The organism is Streptomyces sp. NPDC059582, from assembly GCF_042735715.1.
GTDB lineage: Bacteria > Actinomycetota > Actinomycetes > Streptomycetales > Streptomycetaceae > Streptomyces.
This window is the reverse complement of the sequence record NZ_JBHWCC010000062.1, coordinates 33,863-53,409: the sequence shown is the minus strand read 5'-3', so window position 1 is coordinate 53,409 and position 19,547 is coordinate 33,863. Positions and strand designations below refer to the sequence as shown.

Annotated in this window: 17 protein-coding genes; 4 read left to right on the top strand and 13 right to left on the bottom strand. The window is 72.2% G+C overall.

What is annotated here, in order from left to right; translation table 11 throughout:
* Positions 1-319: 319 nt before the first annotated feature.
* On the bottom strand, positions 320-1,327 hold the full coding sequence (locus ACFV0T_RS36070) for a stage II sporulation protein M (protein WP_385788803.1): 1,008 nt from the start codon (positions 1,325-1,327) through the stop codon (positions 320-322).
* A 130-nt stretch (positions 1,328-1,457) separates the two neighbouring features.
* Between ACFV0T_RS36070 and ACFV0T_RS36065 the strand changes: the two genes are divergently transcribed.
* Positions 1,458-2,477: an RDD family protein gene (locus ACFV0T_RS36065; protein WP_385788802.1), complete on the top strand. Its 1,020-nt coding sequence runs from the start codon at positions 1,458-1,460 to the stop codon at positions 2,475-2,477.
* A 105-nt stretch (positions 2,478-2,582) separates the two neighbouring features.
* Here ACFV0T_RS36065 and ACFV0T_RS36060 read toward each other — a convergent pair whose 3' ends face one another.
* The 3 genes from ACFV0T_RS36060 to ACFV0T_RS36050 all read right to left on the bottom strand — a co-directional run bounded on the left by ACFV0T_RS36060 (position 2,583) and on the right by ACFV0T_RS36050 (position 5,440).
* Positions 2,583-3,197 carry a hypothetical protein gene (locus ACFV0T_RS36060; RefSeq protein WP_385788800.1) on the bottom strand — a complete coding sequence of 205 codons (615 nt, stop codon included), beginning with the start codon at positions 3,195-3,197 and terminating at the stop codon, positions 2,583-2,585.
* A 180-nt stretch (positions 3,198-3,377) separates the two neighbouring features.
* On the bottom strand, positions 3,378-4,835 hold the full coding sequence (gene ahcY, locus ACFV0T_RS36055) for an adenosylhomocysteinase (RefSeq protein ID WP_385788798.1): 1,458 nt from the start codon (positions 4,833-4,835) through the stop codon (positions 3,378-3,380).
* Positions 4,836-5,305: 470 nt separating this feature from the next.
* A complete protein-coding gene (locus ACFV0T_RS36050) occupies positions 5,306-5,440 on the bottom strand; it encodes a hypothetical protein (RefSeq protein WP_385788813.1) in 135 nt (44 codons plus the stop codon).
* Here ACFV0T_RS36050 and ACFV0T_RS36045 point away from each other — a divergent pair.
* Together ACFV0T_RS36045 and ACFV0T_RS36040 are read left to right on the top strand one after the other, a co-directional pair.
* Entirely contained in the window at positions 5,382-5,552 is a 171-nt protein-coding gene (locus tag ACFV0T_RS36045; protein WP_385788811.1) for a hypothetical protein, read from the top strand. The genes ACFV0T_RS36050 and ACFV0T_RS36045 overlap by 59 nt on opposite strands.
* 26 nt (positions 5,553-5,578) lie before the next feature.
* Entirely contained in the window at positions 5,579-5,896 is a 318-nt protein-coding gene (locus ACFV0T_RS36040) for a hypothetical protein (RefSeq protein WP_385788796.1), read from the top strand.
* A gap of 25 nt (positions 5,897-5,921) precedes the next feature.
* Here ACFV0T_RS36040 and ACFV0T_RS36035 read toward each other — a convergent pair whose 3' ends face one another.
* The 7 genes from ACFV0T_RS36035 to ACFV0T_RS36005 form a co-directional block, all read right to left on the bottom strand.
* Positions 5,922-6,902 carry a cation diffusion facilitator family transporter gene (locus tag ACFV0T_RS36035; RefSeq protein WP_385788794.1) on the bottom strand — a complete coding sequence of 327 codons (981 nt, stop codon included), beginning with the start codon at positions 6,900-6,902 and terminating at the stop codon, positions 5,922-5,924.
* 150 nt (positions 6,903-7,052) lie between these two features.
* Positions 7,053-8,204, bottom strand: a complete 1,152-nt coding sequence (manA, locus tag ACFV0T_RS36030) for a mannose-6-phosphate isomerase, class I (protein ID WP_385788792.1) — start codon at positions 8,202-8,204, stop codon at positions 7,053-7,055.
* Positions 8,205-8,269: 65 nt separating this feature from the next.
* Entirely contained in the window at positions 8,270-9,403 is a 1,134-nt protein-coding gene (locus ACFV0T_RS36025; RefSeq protein ID WP_385788790.1) for an SIS domain-containing protein, read from the bottom strand.
* A 29-nt stretch (positions 9,404-9,432) separates the two neighbouring features.
* Positions 9,433-9,603, bottom strand: a complete 171-nt coding sequence (locus tag ACFV0T_RS36020; RefSeq protein WP_385788788.1) for a Trm112 family protein — start codon at positions 9,601-9,603, stop codon at positions 9,433-9,435.
* A 236-nt stretch (positions 9,604-9,839) separates the two neighbouring features.
* Positions 9,840-11,204 (bottom strand): phosphomannomutase/phosphoglucomutase, encoded by a 1,365-nt coding sequence (locus tag ACFV0T_RS36015; protein WP_385788786.1) that lies wholly within the window; start codon positions 11,202-11,204, stop codon positions 9,840-9,842.
* A 101-nt stretch (positions 11,205-11,305) separates the two neighbouring features.
* Positions 11,306-12,922: an L-lactate permease gene (locus ACFV0T_RS36010; protein ID WP_385788784.1), complete on the bottom strand. Its 1,617-nt coding sequence runs from the start codon at positions 12,920-12,922 to the stop codon at positions 11,306-11,308.
* Positions 12,923-13,097: 175 nt separating this feature from the next.
* Complete coding sequence (locus ACFV0T_RS36005; RefSeq protein ID WP_385788782.1) at positions 13,098-13,475, bottom strand: DUF3499 domain-containing protein; 378 nt, start codon at positions 13,473-13,475, stop codon at positions 13,098-13,100.
* A 330-nt stretch (positions 13,476-13,805) separates the two neighbouring features.
* On the opposite strand from ACFV0T_RS36005, the gene ACFV0T_RS36000 reads away from it, so the two are divergent.
* Complete coding sequence (locus ACFV0T_RS36000) at positions 13,806-14,255, top strand: metallopeptidase family protein (RefSeq protein WP_385788809.1); 450 nt, start codon at positions 13,806-13,808, stop codon at positions 14,253-14,255.
* A gap of 33 nt (positions 14,256-14,288) precedes the next feature.
* Here ACFV0T_RS36000 and ACFV0T_RS35995 read toward each other — a convergent pair whose 3' ends face one another.
* Together ACFV0T_RS35995 and ACFV0T_RS35990 are read right to left on the bottom strand one after the other, a co-directional pair.
* Positions 14,289-15,830, bottom strand: coding sequence for a DUF5719 family protein (locus ACFV0T_RS35995; protein ID WP_385788780.1), 1,542 nt, complete (start codon positions 15,828-15,830; stop codon positions 14,289-14,291).
* On the bottom strand, positions 15,827-19,498 hold the full coding sequence (locus ACFV0T_RS35990) for a glycosyltransferase family 2 protein (protein WP_385788778.1): 3,672 nt from the start codon (positions 19,496-19,498) through the stop codon (positions 15,827-15,829). Before ACFV0T_RS35990 ends, ACFV0T_RS35995 begins: the two co-directional genes overlap by 4 nt.
* Positions 19,499-19,547: the final 49 nt, after the last annotated feature.

Below are 19,547 nucleotides of genomic sequence, written 5' to 3'. Positions count from 1 at the left end.
CTTGCGTTTCCGACTCTATCAGATCTTTCCGACCCGATTTCCTCGGTGCTTTCCAGGTTCCCGCTTCCGCGTTTCCCTTTCCGGCGGTTCCGACTTTATCAGAAGTTTCGGGCCGTTTTACCGGCCGTACATTCCGAGTGAATCGGGAGTGGCTTCGTCGAAATCAGTGTTCCGAGAAGCAGGAAGACTACTTCACCGTCGCCGACCGGAGTGCATCCAGTTCCAGGCAACTGTTCGAATCTACCTCCCCACGCGGGCTGTGTCAACAGCTCTTGTGGGCCGAAGGAGAGATTAACAGCTCCGGAAGGGTGTTTGCACATCAGGCGGCTGTCGGCACCGACGCGCTGCGCTCGGACTCCTCGACGTCGCCCGTCTCGCCGGCACGAGCGGCCCGTCCGCCCAGGATGTAGACGTACGCGAGGAAGGCCAGCTCAGCCAGGACTCCGATGCCTATCCGGGCCCAGGTGGGCAGGCCCGAAGGGGTGACGAAGCCTTCGATGGCGCCGGAGACGAACAGGACCATGGCGAGGCCGATCGCCATTCCCACCGCGGCGCGTCCCTCCTCGGCGAGGGCGGCGCGTCGGGTGCGCGGGCCTGGGTCGATGAGGGTCCAGCCGAGGCGCAGGCCGGTGCCGGCGGCGACGAAGACCGCGGTCAGTTCCAGCAGGCCGTGCGGCAGGACGAGGCCGAGGAAGGTGTCGAGGCGACCGGCGGAGGACATCAGACCGAAGCCGACACCGAGGTTGAGCATGTTCTCGAACAGGATCCACAGGACCGGGATACCGAGGAAGACACCGAGGACCAGGCACATCGCGGCCGCCTGGGCGTTGTTCGTCCAGACCTGCGCCGCGAAGGCCGTCGCGGGATGGCTCGAGTAGTAGGTCTCGTACTGACCACCGGGACGGGTGAGCTCACGCAGCTCGTCGGGGGCAGCTATGGAGGACTGCACCTCCGGGTGGACGCCGATCCACCACCCGAGCAGGATCGCCACCACGGTGGAGACCAGCGCGGTGGGCACCCACCAGTAGCGGGACCGGTAGACCGCGGCGGGAAAGCCCTGGGTGAGGAAGCGGGTCACGTCGCGCCACGACGCACGCCTGGTGCCCGTGACCGCGCTTCGCGCGCGTGCCACCAGTTGGCTGAGCCGGCCCGTCAGCTGCGGATCCGGAGCACTGGACTGGATCAGGGACAGATGGGTGGCGGTGCGCTGGTAGAGGACGACGAGTTCGTCGGCCTCGGCGCCTGTCAGGCGGCGCTGGCGGCGCAGCAGGGCGTCCAGGCGGTCCCACTCGGCTCGGTGGGAGGAGACGAAGACGTCGAGGTCCATCGGTTTTGCCTGCTCCTGGGCTGTTCGTCGGCGGCTCGTCGTTGTGTCAGCTTGTCGTACTGCGGCGCGATGCGCCCTCAGCTTGGCAGACTGACGGTTCTCAGGGCAGGTCAGGGAAGGGACGGCGGACGTGAGTGAGCTGGTGACGGGCGAGGCGGTGGCGCTGGAGTTGCGCCCCGCGAGGCTGCCCAGCAGGGCGTTGGCCATATTGCTCGATCTGGCCGTCGCGATGACCGTGTATGTGGCCGTGACGGTGGCGCTGGTGTTGTCCACGGCTTCGCTGGACGAGGCAGCGCAGATCGCGGTGTCGATCGCTACGTTCCTGCTCGTGCTGGTGGGCGGCCCGATCGCGGTGGAGACGCTCAGCCACGGGCGTTCGCTCGGCAAGATGGCGGTGGGTCTGCGTGTGGTGCGCGACGACGGTGGGCCGATCAGGTTCCGGCACGCGTTGGTGCGTGGCGCGGTCGGGGTGGTCGAGATCCTGATGACCTTCGGGGTGGTGGCCGTCATCGCGTCGCTCGTGTCGGCACGGGGACGACGGCTCGGGGACGTGTTCGCGGGGACTCTCGTCGTACGGGAGCGGGTGCCCGTGTCGCGGTCGAGCTTTGTGCCGCCGCCTCCGCCCTGGCTCGCCGGGCGCTTCTCCGCGCTCGACCTGTCCTCGGTCCCCGACGGGCTGTGGCTCGCGATCCGGCAGTACCTGACCCGGATGCAGCAGTTGGATCCGCAGGTCGGCTGGGCCATGGCGACACGGCTCGCCACGGATCTAGCGGATCGTACGGGGACTCCGGCGCCGCACGGTGTCCCGCCGGCCGCCTATCTGGCGGCGGTGGTGCAGGAACGGCAGGCCCGGGAGGTACGGCGGGCGTACGCGGACGGGACGGCTGCGAGTTCACCCGGCGCGGTCGGCGCCGCCGGGCTCACCGTGGGACACCCCACGGCCCTCGGTCCCACCGTCGCCGGCCCCGCGCTCGGCCATCCCGTTCCCGGACGCCCCGGCGTCCCTTACGCCCCTGGCGTCGGCTACGCCCCTGGCGTCGGCGGGGTGCCCGCCAGCGGTGCGCCCGCCGCACCGCAGGACGCGGCGTCGGGCTCCCCGGCCGCGCCGGCGGCCGACCACCCGTCGACCGGGTTCGCACCGCCCGCGTGATCCCTTCGGACCGAGCCCCGTTCCCCTGTCCCGCCCTACCCCCGTCCTCCTCGCGTGTCCCGCCCTACCCCCGTCCTCCTCGCGCAGGCGTCCGCACCGGACACGTCACCCGAACGTCGACGGCGGCGTCTCCAGGTCCTCCAGCTCGATTCCCGGGGCCGCGAGCACCACGTCGCCGGCGATGTGCACGGCCTGCCGTTCGCCCGTGTCCAGGGCTGTGACCTGGTATTCGTCCACGGTCAGGGGGCCGTTGTCAGTGGCGTGTGTTTGTCTTTGGACCAAGGCCCAGGACTGGTCCACGGTGCGCGGGGCGAGGACCGGGTCCGTGAGAGCGACGAGGCGTACGCGGGTCGCGGCGGCGGAGGGGGTGAGGCGCAGGAGCCGGGCGGTGGCGACGAGGAATGCGGGGGATGTGCCGGTGAAGGCGTGGGCGGGGACGTTGCCTTCGGTGGCATGAGCGCCGGTGGGGTCCGTGCGGACCCAGGTGACGCCGTCGAGGGCGGCGCCGCGGACCTGCCAGCCCCCTGCGTGGAGTTCGAGGCGGATGGGGCGGCCCAGCTCGTCGAGAGCGAGGTCGACCGAGCCGGCGTGGTCGCCCGAAGGGGCGGTCAGCTGGGAGACGTAACGCCAGCCGGAGGGGCCGGGGGCGCAGTGGAAGTGCTCTTCTGCGAGGGGGGTGTGATCGTGCGGATCGTGGAGCGAATAACGGCCGCGGGGCATGGGGGTCCTGGGTCTTGACGGGCTGGCCGGGACACCGTGATGAGCGGGTCCGGTCGTGAGGGCGCCAACGGGACAGGCCCCCGACACGGGGGTGCGGGGGCCTGTCTCGGAGGTGCTGCGGGCCGCCGCTGAAGGGCGTGTCAGTACGCGGACGCGCTCACAGCGGGCGGGGCTGCGGACTCAGTAGCGGTAGTGGTCGGACTTGTACGGGCCTTCGACCTCGACCCCGATGTAGGACGCCTGCTCCGGGCGCAGCGTCGTCAGCTTCACGCCGAGCGCGTCCAGGTGGAGCCGGGCGACCTTCTCGTCGAGGTGCTTGGGCAGCGTGTAGACCCCGATCGGGTACTGCGACTGCTTGGCGAACAGCTCGATCTGGGCCAGCGTCTGGTCCGCGAAGGAGTTCGACATGACGAACGACGGGTGGCCGGTGGCGTTGCCCAGGTTCAGCAGGCGCCCCTCCGACAGCACGATGATCACCTTGCCGTCGGGGAACTTCCAGGTGTGGACCTGCGGCTTGACCTCGTCCTTGACGATGCCCGGGATCTTCGCCAGGCCGGCCATGTCGATCTCGTTGTCGAAGTGACCGATGTTGCCCACGATGGCCTGGTGCTTCATCTTGGCCATGTCCGAGGCCATGATGATGTCCTTGTTGCCCGTCGTGGTGACGAAGATGTCCGCCTTGTCGATGACCTCGTCGAGGGTAGTGACCTGGTAGCCGTCCATCGCCGCCTGCAGCGCGCAGATCGGGTCGATCTCGGTCACGATCACCCGGGCACCCTGCCCGCGCAGCGACTCCGCGCAGCCCTTGCCGACGTCGCCGTAACCGCACACCACCACGGTCTTGCCGCCGATGAGGACGTCCGTGGCCCGGTTGATCCCGTCGATCAGGGAGTGCCGGCAGCCGTACTTGTTGTCGAACTTCGACTTCGTCACGGCGTCGTTCACGTTGATCGCCGGGAACAGCAGGACGCCGTCGCGCTGCATCTCGTACAGGCGGTGCACGCCCGTCGTGGTCTCCTCGGTCACGCCACGGATCTCCGAGGCGAGCTGGGTCCACTTCTGGGAGCCGTCGGTGATCGTGCGGTTCAGCAGTTCGAGGACGACGCGGTGCTCGTCGGACTCGGCGGTGTCGGGCGAGGGGACCTTGCCGTCCTTCTCGTACTCGACGCCCTTGTGGACGAGGAGGGTGGCGTCACCGCCGTCGTCCAGGATCATGTTCGGGCCGCCGGTGGGGCTGTTCGGCCAGGTCAGCGCCTGCTCCGTGCACCACCAGTACTCGTCCAGGGTCTCGCCCTTCCAGGCGAAGACCGGGACGCCCTGCGGGTTGTCGGGCGTGCCGTTGGGGCCGACGGCGATGGCGGCGGCCGCGTGGTCCTGGGTGGAGAAGATGTTGCAGGACGCCCAGCGGACCTCGGCGCCGAGGGCGACCAGGGTCTCGATCAGGACGGCCGTCTGCACCGTCATGTGCAGGGAGCCGGTGACGCGGGCGCCCGCCAGGGGCTGCGTCTCGGCGTACTCCTTGCGGATCGACATCAGGCCGGGCATCTCGTGCTCGGCGAGGGTGATCTCCTTGCGGCCGAACTCGGCCAGGGAGAGGTCGGCGACCTTGAAGTCCTGTCGGTTGTCGACAGTCGTCATGGGGAGCTGCTCCTCGGGGTTTGGGGCGAGGTGGGTACGGCTGGTCTGCGCGGCGGCGGACACACGCATGCCCGAAGGAGGACACGGGCATGCCCACGTGCGCGCAGCGCAGTCCGTCGGAGGCCCTCTCTCCCTCGGCCGGTCCACTTCGGGACCGCCCGACCGCCATCAGCAGCGACGTCTGGCTCCACCCCAAGCTACACCGGCGGGCCCGGCCACCCCAGTCCGCCTCCGTACGCATCACGCCGATCACGGCGGGCGAATTCGAGCCGGGACGGCGGCGGTGACGGACGGAAGCCGCTGAAACCGCCCGGCGGGCCCGCGCACGGCCGGTGTGCGGCGCCCGCTGGCCTCGCGCCCGCGGATGGGCCGCACGGGGAGGACGCAATGCCGGGCACGGGGCGGGGACCGGGGATCGCGGCCGTCGTGGTCGGGCTGTCGGGGCTGGTGTCGGTGATCGGCTCGTTCGCCTACGGGCGGCCGCCGTACGGGGCCTCGACCGTGTCCAGCGCGAGCATGGCGCCCACGTACGAGCCGGGTGACCGGATCGCGTACGAGCGGGTCGACGGGAGCGAGGTGCGGCGGGGCGATGTCGTCCTGTACACGGCACCGGACCGCTACGGCTTAGACCAGCCTGTGAGGCAGCGGGTGATCGGCGTGGGCGGTGACCATGTGGTGTGTGCGCGGGCGAGAGGGCCGGGGCGCGGATCACGCTGAACGGCAGACCGCTCGCGGAGCCGTATGTGACGGGCGGCGACGCGGACGGCGTGCACAAGCCCTACGACGTGACGGTTCCGAAGGGGCGGCTGTTCCCGCTGGGCGGCTCCCGGTCGAACGCGGCGGACTCGCGGTCCTTCGCGTCCGACCATGGCGGGACGGTGTCGACGGCCGCCGTCCGGGGCCGCGTCACCGACGATCGGACCGCCCCCGTGGCACTGGGGGCGGCCATGATCGTCGGGGTCGTTCTCGTGCTGACCGGCGGTGGGCTGGGCATCGCCGCGTTCGTCGTACGGCGGCGGGCGGCGGCGTCGATGCCGCCGCCGTGGCCGGTGCGGCTCTGACGGTCGAGGGAGCCTGGGGGCGGGGTCAGTGACCGGTGTCGTGCGATGTCGGGCCGCCCGGCGTCGCCTCGCGGTCCGCTCCCTTGGCGGCGTCGGCCTCGCTGTAGATGTCCGGCTCGAGGTAGATCACGCGGGCGATCGGGACGGCCTCGCGGATACGGGCCTCGGCGGCGTTGATGGCCCTGGCGACCTCGCCGGCGGTGTCGTCGTGCTGGACCGCGATCTTGGCGGCGACCAGCAGTTCCTCGGGGCCGAGGTGGAGCGTGCGCATGTGGATGATGCCGGTGACCGTGTCACCGTCGACCATCACGGCCTCGATCTTCTTGACCTCCTCCGGGCCCGCGGCCTCGCCGAGGAGCAGGGACTTGGTCTCGGCGGCGAGAACGAGGGCGATCAGGACGAGCAGGACACCGATGCAGAGGGTGCCGATGCCGTCCCAGATCCCGTCGCCGGTGAGCAGGGCGATGCCGACGCCGCAGAGGGCCAGGACCAGACCGATCAGCGCGCCGAAGTCCTCAAGGAGGACGACCGGCAGCTCGGGTGCCTTGGCGCGACGGACGAACTGCGTCCAGGACAGCATGCCGCGCAGCTCGTTGGACTCCTTGATGGCCGTGCGGAAGGAGAAGCCCTCGGCGATGATCGCGAACACGAGGACGCCGACCGGCCAGTACCAGTGCTCGATCTCGTGCGGGTGCTTGATCTTCTCGTAGCCCTCGTAGATGGCGAACATGCCGCCGACCGAGAAGAGGACGATCGAGACGAGGAAGGCGTAGATGTAGCGCTCGCGGCCGTAGCCGAAGGGGTGTTGCGGGGTCGCCTCGCGCTGTGCCTTCTTACCGCCGACCAGCAGCAGGAACTGGTTGCCGGAGTCGGCGAGCGAGTGCACGCCTTCGGCCAGCATCGACGACGAACCGCTGAACGCGAACGCCACGAACTTCGCTGCCGCGATCGCGAGGTTGGCGCCGAGTGCCGCCACGATCGCCTTGGTGCCGCCTGACGCGCTCATGTGTTCGCGTTGTCCCTTCGCCTACGTGCGTACGCCGTCCGGGCGCCGTCCGGGACAGCGCCCGTCGGCGGCTTTGCCCGTCCTTTGCCGGTGGGCCATTGTTGCAGCCCGGTCGGACGGCGGCACGACAGGCCGCCGGTGCGGTCCGCCTCAGACGACCACGGTGGCCCGGAAGACCGTACCGGCTCCGGACACTTCGGCCTTTTCACCCGCCGGGACGAACACGGACTGCCCGGCGTTCAGTTCGTGCTCGCCCGCCGTCACCGAGCCGGCCGTGCAGAGCAGGATCTGCGGGGTCGCCCGGGTGAGGTCGCGGGCGGGGCCGCCCTGCGGGAGGACGTACCGGGACAGCCGGAACTCGTCGATGGGGGTCTCGTAGACCTCCTCGTCGTCGGAGGACGCCTCCGGGCGCAGTACGCCCGCGTCGCCGGCCTCGAAGCGGACGACGCGCAGGAGTTCGGGGACGTCGACGTGCTTGGGGGTCAGGCCGCAGCGCAGGACGTTGTCGGAGTTGGCCATGATCTCGACGCCGAGACCGCTGAGGTAGGCGTGCGGGATGCCGGCGCCGAGGAAGAGGGCCTCGCCGGGCTGGAGCCGGACGTGGTTGAGGAGCATCGAGGCGATGACTCCGGGGTCGCCCGGGTAGTGGTGGGCGATGCCGGCGTAGGGGGCGTAGTCGCCGCCGAGGCGCTCGCAGGCGGCCGCGGTCTCGGCGACGGTGTGGGCCATCTCCTCGCGGTCGGCGGTGAGGATCGCGGTGAGGACCTCGCGCAGGGCCGCCTCCTCGGGGTGGGCCCGCAGAAGGTCGACGTACGGCTTGAGGGAGTCGACACCGAGGCCGTCGAGCAGGTCGGCGGTCCGGAGGGGGTCGCGGAAGCCGCACAGACCGTCGAACTCGGTGAGCGCGCAGATCAGTTCGGGCTTGTGGTTGGCGTCCTTGTAGTTGCGGTGCGGGGCGTCCACCGGAATGCCGCCACGCTCCTCGTTCGCGTACCCCTCCCGCGCCTGTTCCAGGTTCGGGTGCACCTGGAGGGAGAGCGGGGCACCGGCGGCGAGGATCTTGAGCAGGAAGGGCAGGCGGGGGCCGAACTTGGCCACGGCCTGCGGGCCGAGTTCCCGCTCGGGGTCCGCGTCGACGACCTCGACGAGCGTGCCGCGTTCCGTGCGCGAGGGTGCGCCCGGGTGGGCGCCCATCCACATCTCCGCCTGCGGCTCGCCGGTCGGTTCGACGCCCAGCAGCCGCGGAATGGCGGTGAGGGAACCCCAGGCGTAGGGGCGGACGGTGTTGTCGAGGCGATCCATGCTGTGTCGTTGTCTCCGTGTCTACGCCGCTCGGCGAGCGCTGGTCGAAAGGTGCGGACCCAGGATCAGGCGCCCGAGGCGAGCGCCAGGTAAACGGCGGCGAAATCCGTGATGGCGATCAGTTCCGCGAGGGTCTCCAGTTCGCCGCCGGTCTCCGGCTCCAGTTCGCTGATCGGTGTGTCGTGGCTGAGGGCCAGCTCACGGGCCGAGGGAGCGGCGGTCAGGCCGCCGAGCGGGCGGTCGCGCAGCAGCACCACGCGCGCGTGGAAGGCGGGCGGCTCCTCCACGCGGTCGCGGAAGAAGTCGTCCGGGTCGGCGCTGGCGGCGAGCGGGCCCGCGAGCAGCGCGATGTGCTCGACGAGGGCCTCGGGCAGTTCGGCGACGAGGGCGGGGCGGCCGGCGAGTTCGGCGAGGGCCGCGGAGAAGCGGCGGCCCGCCGGTCCGGCGGAGACGCCCTCGGTCCAGATCACCGGGAGTGAGTCGGCGAGTTCGGCGGCCAGGGTCTTGGCGGGGTTGCTGTACGTCGCGATGGCGGGGCCGCAGCGTTCGGCGATCTGGTCGAGGCGGTCGGCGACCTTCTCGACGGCGTCGGGCGGGGCGGCGAGCAGGCCGACGCGGTCCAGCAGGACCAGCAGCGGCGTGAGCAGCGCCCAGAAGACGCCGGGGGCGGAGGCGGCGAGCGGCTGTTCGTCCTGCTCGTCGTACGGGGCGGTCGCCATCGCCACGAAGAGGCCGTGGGCGCCCTGCACCGCTTCGGCGAGCGGGCTCGCGGCGGGGGCCACGGCGACGACGGAGCAGCCTCGGCGGTAGGCCTGTTCGGCGAGGAGCGCGAGGGACGGCTCGGTGCCGTCGGGGGTGGCGATCAGGAGCAGATCGACCGAGCCGGCCCAGCCGGGGAGTTCCCAGCGCAGGGCGCCGGCCGCGGGGGCGACGCCGGTGGGTGCCAGGCGGGTGACGGGGCTGCCGGCGCCGGCCAGCGTGCCGAGCAGGTCGGCGGCGCAGGTGGCGGCGGCACCGGGGCCCGCGATGAGCACGGCGCGAGGGCGGCCGTCGGGCTTCAGGTCGCGCAGGCCGGCCTCGGCGGCGTGCCGGGCGGCGGTGCGCACCCGGGCCCCGGCCTCGGCGGCGCCGCGCAGCAGGGCGCGGCGGTCGGCCTCGGCGAGGGCGTCCGGTGTGTCGAGCAGCGATTCGTCGAGCATGGGCGGCAGTCTCCGATCGCCGGTCGTCGTTACGCGGGGCGGCGGGCCTCGTCGACGAGGAGGACGGGGATGCCGTCGCGGACGGGGTACGCCAGGCCGCAGTCCTGGCCGACGCAGACCAGCTCGGAGTCCTGCTCCTTGATGGGGGCGTGGCAGGCCGGGCAGGCGAGGATCTCCAGGAGGCCGGCTTCGAGCGGCATGGGGGGTCCCTTCGGCGGGTGCGGTGGTGTCGTACGGGCTTGTCGTACGACGGGGTGGTGCGCGTGCGTGTGCGGATGTGCCTGGTCAGGGTACCGCCGGTGGAAGCGGGGTGTGGGGGTTGGGCGAGAGGGGGTGATCCCGCGGGCGGCGGTGTGTCACCGCCGCGCGTCTCGCCTCCCCTCGCCCTCGCCGCCGCCAGGGGGTTCGCCCCGCCCGCGATCGCCCCTGTGCGCCGTCAGGCCCGGATGATCGACAGGACCTCGTCCCGCACCTTCGCCATCGTCGCCTCGTCCCGTGCCTCCGCGTTGAGGCGGAGCAGGGGTTCCGTGTTGGAGGGGCGGACGTTGAACCACCAGTCGGGGGCGGTGATGGTCAGGCCGTCCAGTTCGTCCAGGGTGACGTCGTCGCGGGCGCCGTACGCCGCCCTGATCGCGGCGAGGCGGTCGGCCTGGTCGGCGACGGTGGAGTTGATCTCGCCGGAGCCGGTGTAGCGGTCGTACTGCGCCACGAGGGCCGACAGGGGGCCCTCCTGGCCGCCGAGAGCCGCCAGGACGTGCAGGGCGGCCAGCATGCCCGTGTCGGCGTTCCAGAAGTCCTTGAAGTAGTAGTGGGCGGAGTGCTCGCCGCCGAAGATCGCGCCGGAGTTCGCCATCTCGGCCTTGATGAAGGAGTGGCCGACGCGGGTGCGGACCGGGGTGCCGCCGTTCTCCTTGACCACCTCGGGGACGGTCCAGGACGTGATGAGGTTGTGGATGACCGTGCCCCGGCCGCCGTTCCTGGCCAGCTCGCGCGCGGCCACCAGGGCGGTGATCGCCGACGGTGAGACGGGGTCGCCGTGCTCGTCGACCACGAAACAGCGGTCCGCGTCGCCGTCGAAGGCGATGCCGAGGTCGGCGCCCTCCTCGGGGACCCGCTTCTGGAGGTCCACGATGTTCGCCGGGTCCAGCGGGTTCGCCTCGTGGTTGGGGAACGTGCCGTCCAGTTCGAAGTACATGGGCACGAGGGTCAGGGGCAGGTCCGCGAAGACCGTGGGGACCGTGTGGCCGCCCATGCCGTTGCCCGCGTCGACGACGACCTTCAAGGGGCGGATCGAGGTCAGGTCGACGAGGGAGCGGAGGTACGCCGCGTACTCCTCCAACGTGTCGCGCCGGGTGATGGTTCCCGGTGTCGCGGCCGGCGCGGGGGCGCCCGACTCCGTCCATCGCTCGGTCAGTTCGCGGATCTCGGACAGCCCGGTGTCCTGGCCGACGGGCGCCGCGCCCGCGCGGCACATCTTGATCCCGTTGTACTGGGCCGGGTTGTGGGACGCCGTGAACATCGCGCCCGGCAGACCGAGCGCCCCCGACGCGTAGTAGAGCTGGTCGGTCGAGCAGAGGCCGATCTCGGTGACGTCCACGCCCCGGGCCGCCGCGCCGCGGGCGAAGGCCCGGGACAGGCCGGGCGACGAGGGCCGCATGTCGTGGCCGACCACGATCGCGTCCGCGTCGGTCACCTGGACGAAAGCCGCCCCGAACAGCTCGGCCAGCGACTCGTCCCACTGGTCCGGGACCACCCCGCGCACGTCGTACGCCTTCACGATCTGTGACAGATCAGCAGCCACGGCCAACCCTCCTGAAAGTCCTGTCGGTCGCCCCAAACTACCCGCACCGACCGACAACGCACGGTGCGGACGCACAGTGGACCCGCAGCCGTAACCTCAGGTCAGGGCAGCATCCAGTCCAGGACCGGTGTGCTCTGTCCCAGCACGATCAGGCACATCACCAACAACAGGCCCACGCTCCAGGGGAGTACCTTGCGCAGCAGGTCGCCCTCGCGGCCCGCCAGGCCGACGGCCGCGCACGCGATGGCGAGGTTCTGCGGCGAGATCATCTTGCCGAGGACACCGCCCGAACTGTTGGCGGCGGCGAGAAGTTCGGGGGAGAGACCCGCCTCCTGGGCGGCGGTCACCTGGAGCGCGCCGAAGAGGGCGTTGGCCGAGGTGTCGGAGCCGGAGACGGCGACCCCGAACCAGCCCAGCACCGGCGACAGGAAGGCGAGTCCGGCGCCGGCCGCGGCCACGAGGTGGCCGATCGTGGCCGCCTGTCCGGAGAGGTTCATGACGTAGGCGAGGGCCAGCACGGACGTCACCGTGAGGATCGCGAACCGCAGTTCGCGCACGGTGGCGGCCCACTCCTTGACCGCCTCGCGCGCGTGCACCCCCAGTACGGCCGCGGTGCAGATCCCGGCGAGCAGTACGAGCGTGCCGCCCGTCGACACGATCGGCCAGACGAAGACGTTGCCGCCGACCGGCTTGCCGTCCGGGCTCACCACGTTCAGGAAGGGCCAGTCGTAGGTCCGGGTCGCCTTCGCCAGCCAGTCCTTGACGGCCGGGATCTGGGCGACGGAGAAGATCACGACGATCAGCGCGTACGGGGCGTAGGCGCGAACGACTTGAGGTCGCGGGTCGGGCTCGTCCAGCTCCTCGCTGCGCACGCCCGTCAGCACGGACGCGCGGACGGACTCGGCGGCGGCCACGCGCGCGTGCGGTACGGCGACCAGGGCGCCGGCGCCCGCCAGGGAGGCGGCGATGTCGGCGAGTTGCGCGGAGACGTAGTTCGACGCGGCGAACTGGGCGACGGCGAAGGCGACTCCGCACACCAGGGCGGGCAGCCAGGTCTCGCGCAGTCCGCGTCGGCCGTCCACCAGGCCGACCAGGACGAGGGGGACGATCAGCGCCAGCAGCGGGGTCTGGCGGCCCACCACGGAGGCCACGGAGTCCAGGGGCAGTCCGGTGACCTGGGCGAGGGTGACGACCGGGGTGCCCATGGCGCCGAAGGCGACGGGCGCGGTGTTGGCCACGAGGGAGACCACGGCCGCGCGCACCGGGTCGAAGCCGAGCGCGACAAGCATGACCGAGCAGATCGCGACCGGTGCGCCGAACCCGGCGAGCGCCTCCAGCAGGGCGCCGAAGCAGAAGGCGACCACGAGCGCCTGGATGCGCGGGTCGTCGGACAGCCGTCCGAAGGAGCGGCGCAGGACGTCGAAGTGCCGGGTGCGGACGGTCATGCGGTACACCCACAGGGCGTTGACGACGATCCACAGGATGGGGAAAAGGCCGAAGACAGCTCCCTGGACGGCGCTGGAGAGCGTCTGGTCCAGCGGCATGCCGTAGGCGAGGCAGGCGACCAGTACGGCCGCGGCGAGACCCGCCAGGCCCGCCAGGTGCGCCTTGAGGCGGACGCCGCCGAGCAGTACGAGGACGATCAGCAGGGGCAGGGCGGCGACGAGGGCGGACAGGCCCAGCGAGCCGGCGACAGGTTGCAGTTCCTGGACGTACACGGGCGCCTCCCCGACGTCGATTCCGATTCCGATTCCGTCATGCGGAAAGCGATTTCTCGATTCGGCTGACGAAATGGTCGTGTCCGCGCCAAGGTGGCGTCAATGGGCGTGCGTCACTCCGTTGAACGCGCAAGAGAACGCGCGAACGCACCCGAAAGAGGGAGAGCCGGGCTGATCAGTTGTCCGGCGAACGCAGCACCCGCAGATGGCCGCGGCGCGCGACCTCCATCGGGTCCGCCGCACGGGCCCCGCCACCACCGGCACCGGCCGCGCGCTCCTGCGGGCGGGCCGCCTCGCGTACGGCGTTCGCCAGCGCTTCCAGGTCGTCGCCGCTGGGCCGCGCGGGGGCCGAGGCGTCCAGCAGCCGGACGACCTCCCAGCCACGCGGGGCGGTGAGGCGCTCGGAGTGCTCGGCGCACAGGTCGTAGCAGTGGGGTTCGGCGTAGGTGGCGAGCGGGCCGAGGACCGCGGTCGAGTCGGCGTAGACGTACGTCAGCGTCGCAACGGCGGGTCGGCCGCAGGCGGTGCGCGAACAGCGACGTACAGGGCTCACGATGTTGGACGGTACCGCACTCTTGAGCGGGCCGCGACGACTCTCCCCCAGGTCACTCCACCGTGTCGTGTACCGAAGCACCCCACGCACCCCTCCGAAGACACCGCGCTGACCTGCGTCGACACCCGCTTTCACGGCCTGGGGCGGCCGACGAAGCGGTCACGACCCGGCACAAACACCATCAACTGCCTTGAGATCGCCGGTCCCGAAGAGATACAGAAACGAGCCCAAGCCTGGCCGGAATGGTCATCCTGCAACATGTGGCGGGGTGCGCGGGATACCGCGCGGGGCCGGGCGGCCGGTCCCCGCGAGGACTACGCTTCAGCGGTGATGGACACCCCCGTACCGCCCCCCGCCGTGGGCCCCTGGCCCCACCGTCGCGATCGCCACGGACGCGGCATGCGCGGCCCGATCGCGCCGCCGCAGGTGCCGCTCGCCGCGAGCCGTGCCGATGTCTTCGCGGATCTGGTGCAGGACTCCGTGGAGCGCCTGGAGCGGCGCTGGCCGCAGCTCGCCGACATCGATTTCCTCGTGCTGGAGGTGCCCCGGCTGGACGGGCCTGGCGAGCCCTGGAACGACGAGGCGGTGCCGCTGGGCGGGACGATTCCGGCGCACGAGGGCCGGCGGGCGCGGGTCGTCGTGTACCGGCGGCCGGTCGAGATCCGCACGAAGGGACGCGACGAACGGGCCGCACTGGTGCACGAGGTGGTCGTCGAACAGGTCGCCGAGCTGCTGGGGCTGACTCCGGAGACGGTGGATCCGCGGTACGGGGAGGAGTGAGCCGCAGGCGGACCCGACGCGGCGCCGGGCGCCCTACTCCTGGAGCACCGACAGGTCCTCGTCCGCCCGGGGCACCGCCACCGTCCCGCGGTCGTCCGGCAGGGTCTGGACGGTGAAGCCCGGAATGCCTTCCCTCGTCGCCGCGAGGGTGCGGGCCGCGTACACCGGCCCGCCCGACACCGGCTCGACGGTCAGGGCGTAGGTGCCCTTCAGGCCGCTCGGGACCGGTGCCTCGACGTCCTGGGTCGTGCCGCCCTTGATGGTGTACGTCCGGGTCGCCGCGGTCCCGCCGTCGCTGCCCGCCGACGCCGTGACCTTGACCTGCGCGGTGCCCTTGGGGGCTGTCAGGGACAGCGTCGTGCCCTTGGCGCTGTTGTCGGCGGCCGTCGCGCGCGTGCCGACCGGGCTCGTGGCGGGGATGAACGCCGTCTCCTGCTTGGTGCCCTTGCCCCGGACGACCCGCAGCGCTGCGACGACCGGCACGGACTGGCCCGTCGGCGTCAGGACCAGGGAGCCCGCCTCGCCGCGTGTGACGTCACCGAGGTCGACGGTGGTCGTCATGCCCGACTTCACGTGCAGCGTCTCGTGACCGGCGGGGGTGATCGAACCGGAGGGGGAGGCCAGCCGCACCGTCAGGTCGGCGTCGTCGTGGCCGGGGGTGAAGACGGTCAGGCTCACGGCGGAGGCGTCCTTGGGGATGCCCGGCATGACCAGGCTGCCCGTCGGCTCGGTGGACGCGGCCAGCCAGTCGCCGCCGAGCTTGTCGTCCAGGGCCTGCACGGCGGCGCCGATCCGGCCGCTGCGCACGTTCACGTGCACCGTGAGGCCGTCCTGCTTCTCACCGGTGAGCGTGGACAACAGGATCGGTTCGCTGGAGTGCGGCGGGACCGTGATGCCCTCCCCCACCGTCGACTCCAGGGCGCCGTCCTTGCCGTAGAGCTCGATGTCGACGACGGCGGCGGAGTCGTCGGGGTTGGTCATGTGGACGTAGTCCGTGCGGTCGGCGGTGGTGCTGACGCCGGGGAACCAGAACTCCGTGTCCGGAGCGGTGCAGTTCACGCCCTGGAGACCGCGGCCGGTGCCGACGGCGACCTCCGTGGTCTGCTGGACCGTCCAGCCGGGCGCGAACTTCCCCTCCGCGGTGCCGACCAGTCCCGGCGCGTCACCCCCGGAGGTGTCCCCGGTGACCGGCGTGCCGGGCTCCTTGGGCGTCAGGACGGGCTTGGCGGCCTTCTCCTTGCCGCTCTTGCCGTTCTTATCGCTCTTGTCGTTCTTGTCGTTCTTGTCGCTCTTGTCGCTGGTGGCGTCGGCCGACGACTCGGTGGCGGCCCGGAGTTCGGCCGACCCGCTGCTCCCCGTGCCTCGCGTGACCGGCGTGAAGGACGTGTACGACGTCTCGGCGAGGTCGGAGGTGCTGGGAGCGGGGCAGAGCAGGCTCGTGCGCTCCACGGGCTGCTGGGCGGCCGCCTTGGCGCTGTCCGCGCCGACGGCGTCCGGAGTGGTGACGACCGCGAATCCGGTCACGGCGGCGAGCGCGGCCGTGCCGGCGATCAGGGACAGGGTGGTGCGGTTCACTGCTGACTCCCGTCGGGACGCTCACTGCCGGGACCGTGCGGCTGCGTCGGGTCGTACGTCGCGTCGTAGTGCTGCGGGTACGACGGGTCGTACGGCTGGTCGTACGACGCCTGCTGGGCCTGGCCGCCGTAGGCGTACGGGTCGTACTGGCCCTGGTACGGGTCGGCCTGGTAGGGGTCGGCCTGGTACGTCTGGTCGTACCCGCCCGCCGGGTACTGCTGGGCGCCCTCGTACTGCTGCTCGTTGCCGTAGGTGCCGTATTCGGCGCCCTGGTACTCGGCCGTGTCCCACTCCCCGTAGGACTGCTGATGGGGAACGGCGACGGGGGTCTCCTCCTGCGGAGGGGGCGGGAACTCGCCGTCCTGGGCGGTCTCCTCGGCCTCCGCCTCCGCCTGGGCACGCAGGCGGCGGGCGCGGCGGCCCTCGCCGGCCTCGGCCTGGGCGGGGATCGACGGCTCCTCGGGGAGGTCGTCGTCGATGTCCCGGCGCCGGCCGGGCAGGGCGAGCACGACCAGGACGACGGCGAGCGCACCCTGCACCCACAGCCAGGCGGTGTGGGTGAACGGGTCGTCGTAGGTGACGTCCAGCTTGCCGCCGGAAGCGGGGAGCCGGAAACCCTGGGCCCAGCCGTCGACCGTGGTGGCGCTGAGCGGCTTGCCGTCCAGGGTCGCGGTCCAGCCGTCGGCGGCGGTGTCGGCCAGGCGCAGGACGCGGCCGTCGGAACCCGCCGGGATCGTGGTGTGGATCTCGACCGGGCCGGCGGCGACCGGGGTCGGGGTGCCCGAGCCGGACGCGGCGACGACGGCCGCGCGCGAGACCTCGTGGTCGATCCGCCACAGGGCGCTGCCGTCCTGCTGGCTGAGCCGGGAGAGGCCCGGAGTGGCGTCCAGGACGCGGGTGACGTCGCGGGGCGCGCCCTTGTGGACGAGGACGTAGCGCACGGCGAACGCGCCGAGCTGGTCGGTCTGGTCGGCGCCGGAGCCGGCGACGAGGTTGGCGACGACCTTGTCGAGCTTGCTGTTCTCGCCGTCGACCGCGGCGAGTTCGGCGTCGCCGAGGCGGGCGCCGGAGCCGCGGACCAGCATGTAGCCGACGCGGGACGCGGAGTCGCTGTCGAGGACCAGGGTGCGGGCCTGGTCGCGGGTGCTGCCCTCCTCGGCGACGAACGCCGGCACCTGGACCGGGTCGCGCCGTTCCAGCGGTCCGTCGGCGCCGCCGATCATCCAGCCGGCGGCGACGAGCAGCGGGCCCGCGACCGAGGCGAAGGCGATCAGCGCGGCGACCGGCTGGCGCCAGCCGAAGCTCTGCTCGGCCACACGCGCGCGTGCCCCGTCCGCGCCGAGGGCGGCGGCGGACAGCAGGGCGAGGCCGTAGACGAGGGTCGCGGGTCCGGCCCAGGTGGAGCCGTTCGACAGGACCGCGAAGACGAGGCCCACCAGGGCGACCGCCCAGGCCTTCCAGATGCCGGACTGACGCTCGGAGCGCAGCAGGGCGGCCAGCGCCGCCAGCACGATGCCGATGAGCATCAGGCCGTTGACCGTGCCGGGGCCGCCCGGGCTGATGCCGAGCAGGTCGACGGCGGAGGCCGCGGAGGCGCCGTACTCGAGGCCGGCCTCCTTGAAGAAGCCGAACGGCAGCAGGGTCAGCGACCAGGGGGCGAGCACCAGCAGGGGCGTGCCCAGCTGGACCAGGAAGCGCAGGACGTGGGCCACGGGGTCGCCGCGGCGCACCACCAGGACCGCGACGCCGAGGACCAGGGCGATCGGCCACACGATCGGTGTGAAGGCGGTGGTGAGGGTCAGCAGCAGCGCGTACGCCCAGGTCGCCCGCCAGCTGCCGCGGGCGCCGGAGGCGCGCGTCAGGCCGCCGGCGGCGATGCCCGCGCGGGCGATGAGCGGCAGCAGCACGGCCAGGACGGCGGTGCCGATGCGGCCGCCCGCGAGCGCGCCGGTGGCGGCCGGCAGGAAGGCGTAGACGACGGCCGCCCACGCGCGCAGAAGGCGCGACTCGACGAGCGGGCGGGAGGCGAAGTACGCGGTGAAGCCGGCCAGCGGGACCGCGCCGATCAGCAGGACGGTGACGGCGAGTCCGGTCGAGCCGAGCAGGATCGAGGCGAGCGCCGCCATGATCGCGAGATAGGGCGGCGCGGACGGGGTGCCTCCGGCGCCGACCGGGTGCCAGGAGTCCAGGTAGCGCGACCACAGTTCGCTCGCGTCGGCCGGGGCGGGCAGCAGGGCGCCGCCCGAGAGGGCGCCGCCCCCCAGGAGCTGGCGGCAGGCGATCAGGGAGACGAGCAGCAGCACCAGGAAGAGCATCGGGCCGGGGTTGCGGGCGATGCGCTTGAGGCGGGCGAACTGCTCGATCTCCAGGAAGTCGGCGTCGTCGCCGCCGGGGCCGGACTCGACGGCCCCGCCGTGGCGTCCCGCACCGGCCGAGGCCGCGGCCTCGGGGTCGGAGCTGCTGAAGAAGCTGCCGGCGGCCTGTTCCACGGTGGCCCGCACGGTCGCGCCGGGCGGCGGGAACAGGGGCCGCAGTTCGCCCTTGTCGACCTGGGGGCTGCCTCGCCTGCGCCGCCCGGCGATGATCCGCTCGGGCCGCAGCAGGGTGCCCAGCAGACCGCGGATCTCGTCGACGGCCTGGCCGGGGACCTTGCCGACGAGATAGGCGACGGTCCGCAGGAGTGTGCCGACGACCAGGCGCAGCAGGATCCAGGGCAGGGCGGCCGTACGCGTGTTGACGAGCAGGGTGTAGGCGGCACCCGCCTTGTCGACCTTGTGCGGGGAGGCCGTGGTGCGGCCCGCGCAGTCGACGGCGCGGCGCTCGCGGGAGGCCGCCTCGGCGTGACGTACGACCGCGTCCGGGGCGACGAGGACGCGGTGACCGGCGGCGTTGGCCCGCCAGCACAGGTCGACGTCGTCACGCATCAGGGGCAGTCGGCGGTCGAAGCCGCCGAGCTCCTCGAAGACGTCGCGCCGGATCAGCATGCCCGCGGTGGAGACGGACAGCACGGGCTGGATGTGGTCGTGCTGACCCTGGTCCTGTTCACGGCGGTCCAGGCCCGTCCAGCGGCGGCCGGAGTGGGCGATGGTGACGCCGACCTCCAGCAGCTGCCGTCGGTCGTACCAGCCGCGCAGCTTGGGGCCGACGACGGCGACGTCGTCCCGCCCCAGTTCGAGTTCGTTCTCCACGACCCGCAGCAGCTGGGCCAGGGCGTCGGGTTCGGGGGCGCTGTCGTCGTGCAGCAGCCACAGCCACTGGACGGGCTCGCCGTAGGGAAGCTCCGGCAGGTCGTAGGCGTCGTCGCGCCACGTGCGCGTGACGGGGTCCCAGCCGCTCGGGCGCTTGAGGTACGGCAGCTCCTCAGGGGTGAGGACCGGGGCCGTGCGGTTGGCCTCCTCGACGGCCTGGCCGAAGGCGGTGCGCCGGGCGAGGTGCAGCACGCGCTCGGCGCCGAGCGCGTCGGTGACCAGCTGGGCGGAGGCGTCCGCGCTGCCGGTGTCGGCCGCCACGGCGTACTGAACGGGGCGCTCCTGGCCGAGCAGCCCGGCGAGCGCGTCGGGCAGCCAGCGGGCGCCGTCGTGCGTGACGAGGACCGCCGTCACGACGTGGCGCGGAAAGTCTGGGGTGGCAGCGTCGTGTTGGGCTGCCGTGTGGCTGTGCACGGACATCGAGGTACGGGCCCCGGTTCGGTGGACTGCGGTGGACGCCTGTGCCCAC